Genomic DNA, 14,443 nt, shown 5'->3' with positions numbered 1-14,443 from the left:
TATGTTAAAAGATATAATCAGCAAACTTCGCAAATACGAAATCTTAATTCGTAAGGCTGTCAATACAAGTATGCAGGGCGAAAGTCATTCTGTTTTTAAAGGTTCTGGGCTAGAATTTGATGATGTACGTCAATACAACTACGGAGACGACATTCGTACTATCAACTGGAATATTTCTGCAAAAGGACAAGGAGCATATATCAATACCTACAAAGAAGAAAAGGAGCAGAACGTTTTTTTTGTGCTTGATGTAAGTGCGTCTCAACGTGTAGGCGCAAAAGGCTTACAAAAATTAGATATTGGAAAAGAAATTTGTGGAGTCCTAACCATTTCAGCATTGCGTGAACAAAGTTCAGTAGGTTTGCTTTGTTTTAGTGATAAACGAGAGCGTTATGTTCGTCCAGATAAAGGCAACAGACAGGCTGCACAAATTTTGAAAGTCATTTTCGACTTACAACCTTCTTCCGACCAAACTAATCTGTCAAAAGCCATCACAATGGCTATGAATATCATTAAACGAAAAAGTGTAATGATTTTGGTGTCTGACTTTATCGATGAAGATTATGAGGCTGCATTAAAAGGCGTAGCAAAACAGCATGACTTAATTTGTGTGCATCTTGGCGACCCAAGAGAACAAGATTTGCCACAACTTGGTATTGTTCAGATTCATGATAAAGAATCGGGCAAATCGGTATGGATAAACACATCTTCAAAAGAATATCGTCAGCGTTTTGAAAAGCAATTTGTAGAGAAAAGAACTAAACTAGAAAATCTTTGCAAACGTTATGGAGCAGATTATCTGTACTTAAGCACACACGATGATTATGTTCCCAAACTTATCAAGCTCTTTAAATTGAGAAAGACAAGAAGGAAATAGCCTTATAATTGATAATAAAAGATGGATAATTGAAAATAGCTAAACTTTGTTCTAGCCATTGTTGGTATCTAACCAATGATAAGTATTCACTTCTATGCAGCTTTATTTCCTTGTGATTTTCTAAAATCCACAAAATGATGCTCTACACCTTGATAATCTTTTTCATCGATGGTTGATTCTCCGTACCATGCTTTTTCATACCAAAGTGTTAGTTTTCTAAAATGAGAAGCTGCTTCTTCTGACGATTTTCTAGCGAGTTCAGAAATATAGGCGTGGTTGGTTTTGTCCTTTTTCCAGTTGATAAGCTCATTTTCATACAATACTTTCAAAAGCCAAAGGTAATGAATACGGATTGCCATACGGAAATTGCGCTGTAAAAGAGCTTTTTCTAAGGCTTGTTCCAAATAACCAAATTCTACTTTTTCTAAGTTCTCTTCTGTAAGGAAAGCAGCCTGTTCTTCCTCTAGCTTTGTTTTTTTGTTGCCAAATAAAACACCTTTTGTAAAAAACCAAACTAAAGCTAAGGCGAGCAAAGCCACTACAAGCCCAATCAAGACATATTTAAAACTTGCTAAAAATGCCCAATCAAATTTAGGCCACTTAGAGTTGGTTGGAGGTGTGTACTCTTTCTCCTCTACGACTTCTTTGGTATATTTGATTCCATCTCTTAGGTTGTTCCATTTTTCTTCATCAAATTCTTTTATCTCTACGGTCTCTGTATTTGTAGTATTGTCTTGAGCATACGAAATCCACGAGAACATACTAAATAAAAAAGTAAATACAATCAATACTGAAAAAAAAGTTTTGCTAAGTCTCATCTTTATAGAAATAATGGTATCGTACATCTATTTTAGTGCTTTTTGCCTCATCAATAACTACATTTGAGCTTCAATGGGATTTGTTTTGTTATCACATACTTGGTAAATATACAAAAAATAAAAAGTTAATGATTGTTTTAAGGAGCTTGATTGCATTATTTTTTTATCTTAGAAGAATAATTTAACTTATTCTGTCCTATGCAACACGAACCCATCAGAACACTTTTTTCAAGAAATCATGATACTATTTTTCCAAAACTTGGTGTTTTTTTGGCTGGCGCAACACCTTCAGAAGCTAATTTAAAAACAGGATGGCGAAGAAAAGTTATTCAAAAGCTAAGAGAAGACAAGCGTTTGAATCCAAGTATGATAGTCGTTTCGCCAGAGCCAGAAACAGGAAAATGGTCAGATATAGACAATAAAAACCCAAAATCAGAGCTAGAGGTTGTCAGAGACAAACAAATTACGTGGGAGCTTCAATACCTTCAGCTTTGTGATATTACAGCTTTTTGGTTGCCAGCTTACTGGACAAAGGAAAAATCTGGAGTTTTTGATGCTAATATTGCCCCTACAAGTCGATTAGAATTTGGTTATTTTTTGCAGGAGTATGTCAAAAACCCAACGAGAAGAAAATTTATTGTAGGTAGTCCAGAAGATGCTGATAGTATAAAATGGGCAAAAAAAATAGCTGACATTCATGGAGTAAAATGGCATTTTTTGAAAATAGAAGATAAAAACAAATTAGTAGCAGATTCATTTGTGGAGGAGATTGCCACTTCACTCATTGCTGGTAAGTGGGAATACTGATAAAGTTGCTTGATGATGAGGGCTTTTTTCTTTCACAAGTCATAAAAAATAAAAACCGTGTTCTGTAACAAACAAAACACGGTTTTTATTTAATTTAAAATCTGATTAATTTTTTTTCTTCTTTTGCATCTGCATTGGATTCGGAGAAGAATAATTGCCTCTTCTGTAAAGCTCAAAACGAGTAGGAACTTCTATACGAGGATAGCTATTGTTGTATGTGTCTGTGTCAGCTGTTTCAAGCTCTGGGTCTAAGAGAATAGAAGTTACTTTTTTCTTAGTCATGAAAACTTTACTAAACTGCTCGTTATTCATTCTCCAAACTTCAGCAGGAATTTTTTGAACTTCCTTGCTTCCATCTTCATAAGTAAACTCAATGATAACTGGCATTACAAGCCCACCCATATTTTTAAAGTCTATCTGATAGAAATAAGGATTTTGTTTGATAAAATTACGCTCTTCGTCTGTCAGACCACTTAAATAATCTTCATAATTACGTTTTGCATCTGCTTCTGTCATTCTATCATCATACGAATTGTAGAAATCTGCAAGCTGTGGACGACGCTCTAAACGAGTTTTTGCAATTGCTGTTTTGTTTCTCTGCTGCGTAATGCTCAAAGCCTCTTCTTCTTTAGTTGTTTCTACTGCTGCACTTAATGAGTTTGGCTCAAAGAAAGTTACATCTTCAATAGAAATATCTACATGGTCAGTTGTATAGAACCATCCCCACCAAAACCAGTCTAAATCAGTTCCAGAAGCATCTTCCATACTACGGAAAAAGTCAGCAGGTTTTGGATGTTTGAATGCCCAACGCTTTGAATATTCTTTGAAAGCGTGGTCGAAAAGTTCTCTTCCCATTATAGTTTCACGTAAAATATTGAGTGCTGTTGCAGGCTTACCGTAGGCATTGTTTCCAAATTGAGGAATAGATTCTGAATTGGTCATGATAGGCATAATTCCAGCCTTCGAACCTTTCATATAATCTACAATATTTTTAGCATCACCACGGCGTGAAGGATAATCTCTTTGCCATTCCTGTTCTGTAATAAATTGCATGAACGTATTCAAACCTTCATCCATCCACGTCCAATGACGCTCGTCAGAGTTGATAATCATAGGGAAGAAATTATGTCCTACTTCGTGAATAATTACTGAAATCATAGCGTATTTGATGCGTGAAGAATATGTTCCGTCTTCTTCTGGTCTTCCTCCATTGAAACAAATCATTGGATATTCCATTCCCCAAACAGGACCGTGAACTGAAATTGCTACTGGATAAGGATAGTCAATCGTGTGTTTTGAATATACTTCTAAGGTATGTGCTACCACTTCTGTCGAATATTGTCCCCAAAGTGGATTACCTTCCTTTGGATAATACGACATTGCCATTACGTTTTTTCCGTTTGGCATTTTTACGCTCATTGCATCCCAAATAAACTTTCTTGAAGAAGCAAACGCAAAATCACGTACATTATCAGCCTTAAATTTCCATGTTTTTGTGCCTTTAGCTTTACTTTTTTCTGCTTTAGTAGCTTCGTCTTGCGTAACAATCACAACAGGAACATCAGAACTCTGTGCTTTTTCCCAACGCTCTTTTTGAGTAGCTGTCAAAACTTCATCTGGGTTTTGAAGAACACCAGTAGCTCCCAAAATATGGTCTGCTGGAACAGTCATTTCTACTTCATAGTCTCCAAATTCTAACGCAAACTCTCCACGCCCTAAAAATTGTTTGTGTAACCAACCATTTACATCATCATAAACAGCCATTCTTGGAAAAAATTGAGCAATCTCATAGAGATAATTTCCATCTTTTTCAAAATATTCATAACCACTACGACCTCCGTATTTTAATTGGTCTTGAATATTATAATTCCATTTGATTTGAAAAGAATATTTTTCATTTGGTTTTAAAGAGGTAGGCAAATCTACTCTCATCATGGTTCTGTTGATGGTGTGAGAAAGAGCTTTTCCATCTGTTGTTGTTACAGCTTCAATATTGAATCCACCTTCAAAATCAGAGTTACCTGTGATGTAGGCAATACCACGAAGTGTGTTTTTTTCGTTGAGTGTTCCAGTAGAAGTTTTATAGGTATCAGAGTCTTTTGCTCTCATATTTTGGTCTAACTGCACCCAAAAATAATCTAAAACATCTGGTGAGTTATTGTGATAAGTAATAGTTTCTTGCCCTGTGATGCGCTGCTTTTCGTCATCTAAGGTAAGCTGGATTTTGTAATCTACTTTTTGTTGCCAATACTGATGCCCTGGTGCACCCGAACCAGCACGATAGACATTTGGCGTTGGCAGCTCTTCGCCTAACTGCTTAAAATAAGAACGATTAATATTTTTGTCTCGCTGTGCAAACGCACTTTGAGAAGCAAATGAGATAAACACGCCTACTATAAGTAACAGCATGTTTGAGTAGTTGTACTTAATATTCATTGAGAAAATTTAATTAAAATAGTGTGGTAAAGGGGTCTGTCGTTGGTGGAGACACCAACAACGGCAAAACCTAATAATACATTTTTGCCAAATTTAACTAAATAATGGCTATTTTAAAGGTATTTTGATATGTTGTGTATGTTATAAAATTTTAATTTGAAGTTTATTTCAATTTAGTTTTTTAGAAGAACCAACAAGTTTATGATTAAACTATGAGCCTTTTTAGTAAATTATTTTGTGTATAATGTAAATTAAACCATTAAATCATCTATTCAATGAAACACTTAAATATTTATTTCCTTATCTTATTATTTATGATTTCTTGTACTGCTAAAAAAAATGAAACAGCAGAAACAAAAACTACAACAGAAACTACGCAACCTAAATCTAATCAGAGTTCTAGCACATTAGAAAAGCAAAAAAGTTGTGAACTATTTACAACAGAACGAATTGCGAAGTTATTAAATGTAGAGCTTTCTTCTCTAAAAACGGATGATATGGGGCATAGTGAAAAACGCTCTATATGCTATTTTTACAATGCTGAAGGAAAACGTAAACTTTTCATAAGATTGGGCTGGAAAAGTGATAAAGCAATAGCAAAAAAGGCATTAGAAACACAGTATAAAAACTTTATCAATAACGGAGTAGAAGAAGTTAGTTATCAAGAAATAAGCAACGAAAACGGAAACCAAGTTATAGCAGGAATACAGCCTGATAGAGAAAATATGTACATCCATATTGTCAGAAAACGTTTTGGAAATAGTGCTGAAGCAACCTTGGAGTTGCGCCACGAATCAGATGCTGCAAATGTTAAGGATGAACTTCTGAAAATGATAGAGGAAATTAATTGAGATGACATGCAAAGTCAATGTAAAACTCATCACAGTTAATTTTGTAAAGTTCATTTCTTCATAGCATTAAGATTTGCAAACCCTAATGCTATGAAGAAATAAGCACGATTTAATTCTTAGCTATTGATAATCAGACCTGTAATAAAACTGTGATAACCTTTAGTACCCTAAAATATTCAAAACCTGCTCTTGTGTTTGTTCTCTTCTGAAAAGCTCAGTAGTTACGTTGCCTTGTTCGTCTCTGTTAATAATAACATGTTGCGAATTTGGAATCAAACAATGCTGAATACCTCCATAACCTCCTAAACTTTCTTGATATGCTCCTGTATGGAAAAAACCGATATATTGTTCTGTTCCTCTTGTAAATTTTGGTAACATGAGTTTAGCTATATGCGATTCAGAATCGTAATAATCCATTCCATCGCAAGTAATTCCTCCTAGATGCACTTGCTGATATTCTTTATCCCAGTTGTTGATTGCCATAGTAATAAAACGGTAGCCCATTCCCCACGTATCTGGTAAATGTGTAATAAATGAACCATCAATCATATACCAAAGTTCTCGGTCGTTTTGTTGTTTTTGAGCCTTTACAGAAAAAATCATAGCTCCACTTTCTCCTACGGTAAAACTTCCAAACTCTGAAAAAATAGTCGGAACAGGTACTCCTTCACTCTCACAAACTTCTTGAATATTAGCAACGATGGCTTCGGTCATGTATTCATAGTCATATTCAAAACCCAAAGAATTTTTGATAGGCATTCCTCCTCCAATATCTAAAATATGAAGTTCTGGACAGATTTTTTTCAAATCGCAGTATGCACGAACAAATTTGTTGAATTCACTCCAAAAATAAACAGTATCACGAATACCAGAATTGACAAAGAAATGAAGTAGTGTCAGTTTAAATTTCGGATTGGTGGCAATATGTTTTTTGTAAAACTCAATAACATCTTTATAACGAATACCCAAACGAGAGGTATAAAAAGCAAAGTTAGGTTCTTCTTCTATAGCTATTCGAATTCCTAATTGTGCCTCTTCTACTTCTGCACTCTCATAAGCATTTATTTCTTTTCTGTTGTCTAAGACAGCAATACAGTTTTTAAAACCTTCTTGCCAAAGCGATTTGATTTCGTCTGTATAAGTATCTCTCTTAAAACCATTACAGACCACATATTTTTCTTTATCAAAATCTCCTCTTTGATGTAGTTTTTTGATAATAGCAATATCAAAGGTAGAAGAAGTTTCAAGGTGCGCTCCTGTTTTCAATACTTCTTCCATTATGAAATTGAAATGAGAAGATTTAGTACAGTAACAATAGACATAATCAGCGTCGTAATTAAGTTTCTTGATAGCTTCGCCAAAATGACTTCTTGCCCTTCGTATGTTTTCGCTAATCTTGGGTAGATAAGTAAGGCGCAATGGTGTACCATATTTTTCAATAATAGGCATCAGCTCTACACCATAAAAATTCAATTCATCATTTGATACTGTAAAATCTGGTGTATCAAAATAAAATGTTTGTTTGATTAGGTCGATATAACGTTGTTGGGAAGTACGTCTTGTCATTAGCGTTTTGGAAAAAATAAGATTGAAAAGTTTTTTTTATTGGTTACAAAAATACGAAATGTAGAAATGAATGGATAATTTTAATAATGGATAATGGACAATTACGCAAATAGTTTGGTCTAATGAATTATCCATTTTCAACTCCACGTTGTTCATTCACTTACGCTATCCAAACCGTTTTTATATTGACAAATTCGTGGATTCCGTTGGTAGAAAGCTCCCTGCCATATCCCGATTTTTTAATTCCACCAAAAGGCAAACGAGGGTCAGATTTTACCATTCCATTGATAAAAACACTCCCAGATTCAATTTTTGAAGCTATTTCTCTAGCTTTTTCTAGGTTAGCAGTCCAAAGAGAAGAACCCAAACCAAATTCAGAATTGTTGGCAAGTTCTAAAGCGTGATGTTCGTCTTTTGCTTTAATTACGGCAGCCACAGGGCCAAAAAGCTCCTCATCAAAAGCTGGCATTCCTTCTTTTACATCTATTAAAATAGTTGGTTCGAAGAATGCTTTATCTCTTTTTCCACCCAAAATAATCTTAGCTCCTTTTTCTACCGATTTTTGTACTTGTTCTTCTAGTTCTTTGGCTAAATCTTCTCTTGCCTGTGAGCCTACATCAGTATTTTCATCCATTGGGTTGCCCATTTTTAGAGTTGCCATTTCCTTTTTGAAGGCTTCTACAAACTTGTCATACACTTCTTCCAAGACTATAAAACGTTTGGCTGCAATACAGCTTTGTCCAGAGTTTTGAGTACGTGCTGTTACGGCTGTTTTAGCTGCCATTTCAATATCTGCATCTGCTAAGACAATAAAAGGGTCGCTTCCACCAAGTTCTAAAACTGTTTTTTTGATATTTTTTCCTGCAATTTCTGCCACTGATGCCCCTGCTGCTTCGCTTCCTGTAAGAGTTGCAGCCTTTACATGGTCGTTTTCCAACACTTGCTTGACTTGTTTTCCACTAATAAGTAAATTTTGAAATACATTTTTAGGAAAACCAGCTTCTAAAAAAAGTGATTCCATAGCCTCACCTGCTCCAAAAGAGTTAGAAGAGTGCTTCAAAACACCTACATTTCCAGCCATTAAGGAAGGCACAGCAAAACGAAACACCTGCCAAAAAGGGAAATTCCAAGGCATTACAGCCAAAATAACTCCTAGAGGGTCGTAACGAACGTATGCTTCCGAACCATCCGATTTTTTGGAAACAGGAGATAAAAAATCTTCAGCCTTTTCTGCATAAAAATCACAAAGCCAAGCACATTTTTCTACTTCAGATTTCGATTGTGTGATGGGTTTTCCCATTTCCTCTGTCATCAGTTTGGCTAAACTATCTTTCTTGTCTTTTAAAAGTAGAGACAGCTTACGAAATTTTTCTGAACGTTCTTCAAAACTCGTTTTTTTCCAGTCTTGAAAAGCATTTTCTGCATTCTGTATTTTTTGTGTAATTTCTGATTCTGAAAGAAGTGTATAGGTTTTGAGCGTTTCGCCAGTAGCTGGGTTGAGAGTTTGGACTGTATTTTTATCTGACATATTTTCTAAAAAAATTAAGTTTAAAAAGTGATTATATACAAAATCTATAATTTCTTTAAAAGTTTAGAGATTTTTGAAAAAAGATACAAGAATGAACTTTTAAAACCCTTTTTGACTTTTAGATAGAAGTTGTTAAGAATAGAAAAATAACCGTCGTTGAGGCTCAAAATACAGCCGTCAACGAGGATAAAAATCCCTAAACGACAGTTCTAAACCTCGTTTACGGTTGTTAAAACACATTAGCTTCGCTCGCTTTCAGGTCTTAAACAAGTTCATAGAAAAAATACGACAATGGATTATAAAAACGAAGATAAAACCCTTCTCATTCTTGATATAGACGAAACACTCATACACGCCACCCCTAAAAAACTAGAAAAGCCATTTGACTTTACAGTGTTCAACTATTTTGTCTATGAGCGTCCGTACTTGAAGGAATTTTTTAAAAAAATAAAAGACCACTTTTTGCTCGCTTTGTGGTCTTCTGCTAATGATGAATATGTAGAAGAAATAGTAAAAAAGATTGTTCCAAAAAATATAAAGTTAGAGTTTGTTTGGGCAAGAAGTCGTTGTAGTTTTAGAAGGAATTTTCAAGCTATTTACGACGACTATCAGAATTACGGTAATTATAGTTCACATTACCATTTTGTAAAACCACTCAAAAAACTAAAGAAAAAAGGATACAAATTAGAACGCATCTTGATTGTTGATGACACACCTCACAAATCAAAAGATAATTATGGAAATGCCATTTATCCAACGCCTTTTGAGGGAAAAGACGACGACGAATTGCTTTTACTAGCTAATTACCTCTTGACTTTGAAAAACAAAACAAATGTACGAAAAATTGAAAAGCGAGGATGGCAAAGCCAAACTACTCGTAACGCAACCAACCTGTAATACTTTTACGATGACGCTCATTTTGAGTAGGCAATACTTCGTGCCATACTACATCACTTCGCATACAAACAAAACGATTGAAGACAGGTAGGATGTCTGTAAAATTGTCTTCATTTTCATTTTTATAGACACGTAGCTTTCCATTGTCTTGCTCTTTCCAGTCTTTGTTGAGGTACAGAATACAAGAAATATAGCGTTTATTGCTTCCTGCGTGGTTATCTAAGTGTTTTTTATAAAAACTCTGATGAGGATAGACGGCAAAATGTGCTTCAAAAAAATTAAGAGACAAGAATAGATTTTGATTTATACTCTTACGCAAACCTTCAATCGTATCAAAATAATGTTGTTGTGATGATGTAAGACTTCCTACATCTAACCACTTGACATAATCTGAACGAATTTCTGGACGAAGCTGCCAGTTTATACCTTTTCTGCCTATTCCTGCCTGTCTAAAATCACCGTTTTCGTATTCTTCGGTAAGTTCTTGATTGAGGTTTTCAATCAGTTCGGGAGATAAAAAATTATCTACTACTGCCCAGTCTTTTTCACAAAGTCCGTCTATGATAGTCTCTTGTGTTTTGGTTATTATTTCTTGCATTATTTTTAAGATATAAGAGTTAGAATACAACTGTTTTTATGCCACATTAAAACAAAAAACCTATCTGAAATATTGTAATCAGATAGGTTTTTTACTTACAAAAAAATGAGTTTTTTACTCTGCCTCTAATACCCAAGCTCCCACGTATGTGTAATCTAATTTATTTTGTGCATCTCTTGCTTCTTCTTTGGTATCGTATTCATAAAGCGCAATTCGGTAACGGTCGCTATCACTTGTCGTGATAACTCTTGCCTGTGGAAACTGTCCACTAAGTTGTCTTACAGCAGCATTGGCATACTCTTCTGTGCTATAGCTTCCATAAATCAAATAAAACTTACCATTCTGTAATCCTGTGTTCGTGCTTGCTCCGTCTGCATCTGGATTTTCTCCATCTCCTGTTAGTGTATTGATACCATTGTCTGTATTATCAGCTACCTCTTCTTTGCCAGCAGCTAAAGTTCCATTTTTAAGGTCGTATTCTGGCTCTGTGCCTGAACAGCTTTCTACTTCATTTTCTTCATCTTCAACTTCTCCAAACCACACTACCGTTACGTTTTTATATTGTCCAATTCCGACAGCAGCCCAGTCTTTATCTGCATAACGTCCTGTATTTTTGAGAATATCAGAATAGAAAGAACTTCCTTTCCAAAGCTCCATAATTCTTTTCGGCTCACTTCCTCCGTTATAAATTACTTCATATCCTTTTCCTTCATATCCTGTAATTTCTTTTGGCTTATCCCACATACAGGCTTGTTTGGTATTGTCTCTTTCATTGAAACAACAGGCATTCCAAAAACCTTGGTCAGACCAACTTTGCATACTACAAGAATCTTTATCAATTCGATTATGATATAAATCTCTTGCGTGTAGTTTGGCTACAAAGGTTAGTTTTTTAGAAATTGTTATCGTATGAGCTTCATTTTCACTTCTATAAGAATCTATAAGTGCGTAGAGTTGTTGTTCAAATCCATTGAGGCAGACCTGTTCTGGAACAGTTACTTGTTGTGCAAACAATTGCGAAGAAAAACCAAATGAAAATAGGTAAAGACAACCCAGTACAAAGGCTACTTTAGTATAAAAATATTTTTTCATCATAATATTGGAAGTGATTAGTTTTTAGTGGTGAGAATAGAACAAATAATCAATTTGACTCTATAAATTTAGTATTTAACGTGATTCAAAAAGTATGCTTTTTCTGTTTAAGGCTGCTATTGTTTCGACAAAGTAGTAAAAATATGCTTATAAATAAACTGTATAAGCCGTCTGACAATTATTTTGACATTTGATAGAATAGCTTTTTTTACAATACATCTGATTTATTATTTCGATAAATATAAAATGCCTTCTGATAGCCTTTTTTTCATCTAAAATAAACAACTGCTTGCCGAGCATACTAATCTGTTCGTCGATTGCATTTTGGTAACAATGTATGATTTTTTGCAATTATGGGAGTATTATTTTTATCTTTATAAAAACAAGATAAATGTCTCTAAGTGGCTTTCAATGCCTTATTTTGGCGATTTTTACAAAAAAAGTAACCTTGTCTGTCATATAGTGATTTTTGTTTACTACAAAAAAATAAGTATTTTACTTAATGAATATCGTGTAAGCATTCTGAACGAAAAGGTATAGTTCTTGAAACTTTGAGGGTAAACCACTTATCAGTTGCTCCCATCACAGTATAAATGGTTTTTATCATAACTATTCTACTCTCTATTTGACAAAATAATATTTTACTCGTATGAATTATACTACTCCGACAAACGAAGAAGATAAGAAGACTGAAAGAATTCAAGAAGATACAGACAACACACCCAGTAGATCTCTTTCAGACTTACCAAACGAGAGTCCTATTGCCTTCGATAAGGCTTCTATTTTGCCATTAGAAGAATTAGAAGTAACTTACGAGTGGGTAGGAATGCCCACTGAATTTAATCAGCACGACACATCATCAGATGAAACAGAAAATACAGTACTTGTATCTGATTCTCTTGAAGAATCATCTGATTCATTAGAAAAATCTTCCCTATCAGACATGAAATCTAAATCTAATATTTATTTAGGAATTATACTTTCTCTTATTGGTTCGTTAGGAGCAGCCTATATTTGGGGCAAAACCACAATGCTTATAGACGAATACATAGAACAACACCATTATGCTTTTATGGCGATTTTGGTAGGGCTTTTGGCTGCCTTAGGTATGAGAATTGGAGGAAGAGGACATACCCCTGTTTTTGGCGTTTTGGCAGTCTTTTTTACTATATTAGGTTGCTTTATTGGAAATGTTTTGGCTGCTGTTGAGCCTATCGTTCAGAGTTTTCAACTTTCATACATAGAAACATTTACCACCTTTGATATTTCTCACTTATGGGGCTTTTTGAAAGACCGTTTTGAGTATGTAGATATTGCTTTTTATTCTCTTGCACTATTCTTTGCTTACTATTTATCTTTTAGCAAACCTAAGCGTTTGTTCAAATAAAAAAAATTAAGATTCTTTTTTGATAGAGATTAGCATTTTACTTTATAGAAGTAGAATGCTTTTTTTCTTAAATTTGTCCTTTCATTATTTACCACCTCTTTGCTGTATTTCCCAAGCATATTCTCTTCTAGTTCTAATCTATGCTATATTATTTATTTCGCTTTTTGCGTGAACAGTTCGAACTCTCTGGAGCAGGTCTTTTCCAGTACATTAGTTTTCGTGCTATGTTGGCTGCTTTTCTATCGCTCTTAATCAGTGTTGTTTTTGGAAAGAAAATCATTTTGTTTCTTCAAAAGCAGCAAATCGGTGAAACAGTCAGAGATTTAGGCTTGAAAGGCGAAAATTTGAAAGCTGGCACACCAACAATGGGAGGAATAATAATTTTGGCAGCTACACTTATTCCTACACTTCTCTTGGCACAACTACATAACATTTATGTTATTCTGTTACTTGTCTCAACAGTTTGGTTAGGACTGCTTGGTTTTATAGATGACTATATCAAAGTAATTCATAAAAATAAAGGAGGTTTATCTGGAAAGTTTAAAATATTAGGACAAATAGGAATTGGTATCTTGATTGGAATAGCAATGTATTACCACCCAGACGTACTGATAAGAAGTTTTAGTGAGAGTATAAGTAATAGTGATTATACTACTTTAGTAAACTCTAGCTATGAAGATATAAAATCGCTTAAAACAACTATTCCTTTCATTAAAAATAATGAGTTGGATTACAGAAGCCTTGTTCCAGACTTTCTAGGAGAGTATGGAGTAGTTATCTTTTATATTTTGGTTGTAACTTTTATTATTACTGCCGTTTCAAATGGAGCAAACTTAACTGATGGTTTAGACGGACTAGCAGCAGGAACAACAGCAATTATTGCAGTAGCCTTGAGTGCTTTTGCTTATGTTTCGGGTAACTTGATTTTTGCAGACTATTTGAATATTATGTATTTGCCCAACACAGGTGAAGTTGTTATTTTCTGTGCTGCCTTTGTTGGAGCTTGCATTGGTTTTCTTTGGTACAACTCTTTCCCTGCACAGGTGTTTATGGGAGACACAGGTAGTTTGTCGTTGGGTGGCATTATAGCAGTTTTGGCAATTACGCTTCGTAAGGAACTTATGATTCCAATTCTTTGTGGAGTATTTTTGATAGAAAATCTATCTGTAATGCTGCAAGTAGTATATTTCAAATATACCAAAAGAAAATTTGGAGAAGGAAAACGCATTTTTTTAATGTCTCCTCTTCATCATCACTATCAGAAGAAAGGTTATCATGAAGTTAAAATCGTTACTCGTTTTTGGATTGTAGGTATTTTATTAGTTATTATTGCATTAGCTACGCTGAAAATTAGATAAGAAAATAATTGATAATGCACAGTTATCAATGGAAAATTAAAACACAATGATTACCTATTTTATTTAATAATTAAAATAAAACTGATTTTTTCTTGATTTAATATAGACTATTTTACAGAGAAAGCCTTGACTTTGTTGTCTTTCAATTAATCATTCATCACTAATAATTTATCACTAAAAAATGGTACTTGCTCTTTTTCGTTTTTTATTTCGTTTTCGTGGTTGGAA

The 14,443-nt window shown here is 34.3% G+C and carries 12 protein-coding genes; 6 read left to right on the top strand and 6 right to left on the bottom strand.

Annotated elements, in window-relative coordinates; all coding sequences use genetic code 11:
- The first annotated feature begins 1 nt into the window (after position 1).
- Positions 2 to 877, top strand: a complete 876-nt coding sequence (locus QZ659_RS03715) for a DUF58 domain-containing protein (RefSeq protein ID WP_291722036.1) — start codon at positions 2 to 4, stop codon at positions 875 to 877.
- 92 nt (positions 878 to 969) lie between these two features.
- On the opposite strand, the gene QZ659_RS03710 is transcribed toward QZ659_RS03715, so the two are convergent.
- The gene (locus QZ659_RS03710) at positions 970 to 1,722 is read right to left on the bottom strand and encodes a DUF4129 domain-containing protein (protein WP_291722033.1); all 753 of its coding nucleotides are present in this window, start codon (positions 1,720 to 1,722) and stop codon (positions 970 to 972) included.
- 171 nt (positions 1,723 to 1,893) lie between these two features.
- Between QZ659_RS03710 and QZ659_RS03705 the strand changes: the two genes are divergently transcribed.
- A complete protein-coding gene (locus tag QZ659_RS03705; protein ID WP_291722031.1) occupies positions 1,894 to 2,502 on the top strand; it encodes a nucleoside 2-deoxyribosyltransferase domain-containing protein in 609 nt (202 codons plus the stop codon).
- Between the two features lie 105 nt (positions 2,503 to 2,607).
- Here the strand turns inward: QZ659_RS03705 and QZ659_RS03700 are convergent, their stop codons facing one another.
- The gene (locus tag QZ659_RS03700) at positions 2,608 to 4,911 is read right to left on the bottom strand and encodes a M1 family metallopeptidase (protein ID WP_291722028.1); all 2,304 of its coding nucleotides are present in this window, start codon (positions 4,909 to 4,911) and stop codon (positions 2,608 to 2,610) included.
- A 302-nt stretch (positions 4,912 to 5,213) separates the two neighbouring features.
- On the opposite strand from QZ659_RS03700, the gene QZ659_RS03695 reads away from it, so the two are divergent.
- Positions 5,214 to 5,789, top strand: coding sequence for a hypothetical protein (locus QZ659_RS03695; RefSeq protein WP_291722025.1), 576 nt, complete (start codon positions 5,214 to 5,216; stop codon positions 5,787 to 5,789).
- A gap of 159 nt (positions 5,790 to 5,948) precedes the next feature.
- On the opposite strand, the gene QZ659_RS03690 is transcribed toward QZ659_RS03695, so the two are convergent.
- Complete coding sequence (locus QZ659_RS03690) at positions 5,949 to 7,355, bottom strand: arginine decarboxylase (RefSeq protein ID WP_291722022.1); 1,407 nt, start codon at positions 7,353 to 7,355, stop codon at positions 5,949 to 5,951.
- A gap of 160 nt (positions 7,356 to 7,515) precedes the next feature.
- Positions 7,516 to 8,883, bottom strand: a complete 1,368-nt coding sequence (locus tag QZ659_RS03685; RefSeq protein ID WP_291722019.1) for an NAD-dependent succinate-semialdehyde dehydrogenase — start codon at positions 8,881 to 8,883, stop codon at positions 7,516 to 7,518.
- A gap of 291 nt (positions 8,884 to 9,174) precedes the next feature.
- On the opposite strand from QZ659_RS03685, the gene QZ659_RS03680 reads away from it, so the two are divergent.
- Positions 9,175 to 9,780: an HAD family hydrolase gene (locus QZ659_RS03680; RefSeq protein WP_291722016.1), complete on the top strand. Its 606-nt coding sequence runs from the start codon at positions 9,175 to 9,177 to the stop codon at positions 9,778 to 9,780.
- On the opposite strand, the gene QZ659_RS03675 is transcribed toward QZ659_RS03680, so the two are convergent.
- Together QZ659_RS03675 and QZ659_RS03670 are read right to left on the bottom strand one after the other, a co-directional pair.
- A complete protein-coding gene (locus tag QZ659_RS03675) occupies positions 9,755 to 10,378 on the bottom strand; it encodes a 2OG-Fe(II) oxygenase (protein ID WP_291722014.1) in 624 nt (207 codons plus the stop codon). The two genes, QZ659_RS03680 and QZ659_RS03675, sit on opposite strands and share 26 nt — an antisense overlap.
- Before the next feature lie 114 nt (positions 10,379 to 10,492).
- Positions 10,493 to 11,473 (bottom strand): SPOR domain-containing protein, encoded by a 981-nt coding sequence (locus tag QZ659_RS03670; RefSeq protein ID WP_291722011.1) that lies wholly within the window; start codon positions 11,471 to 11,473, stop codon positions 10,493 to 10,495.
- Positions 11,474 to 12,119: 646 nt separating this feature from the next.
- Between QZ659_RS03670 and QZ659_RS03665 the strand changes: the two genes are divergently transcribed.
- Both QZ659_RS03665 and mraY read left to right on the top strand, forming a co-directional pair.
- On the top strand, positions 12,120 to 12,857 hold the full coding sequence (locus QZ659_RS03665) for a hypothetical protein (RefSeq protein ID WP_291722007.1): 738 nt from the start codon (positions 12,120 to 12,122) through the stop codon (positions 12,855 to 12,857).
- 140 nt (positions 12,858 to 12,997) lie between these two features.
- Positions 12,998 to 14,215: a phospho-N-acetylmuramoyl-pentapeptide-transferase gene (mraY, locus tag QZ659_RS03660; protein WP_291722004.1), complete on the top strand. Its 1,218-nt coding sequence runs from the start codon at positions 12,998 to 13,000 to the stop codon at positions 14,213 to 14,215.
- Positions 14,216 to 14,443: the final 228 nt, after the last annotated feature.

The sequence above is a fragment of the Bernardetia sp. genome (assembly GCF_020630935.1).
Classification (GTDB): domain Bacteria; phylum Bacteroidota; class Bacteroidia; order Cytophagales; family Bernardetiaceae; genus Bernardetia.
This window is presented reverse-complemented; position numbering and strand designations above follow the sequence as displayed.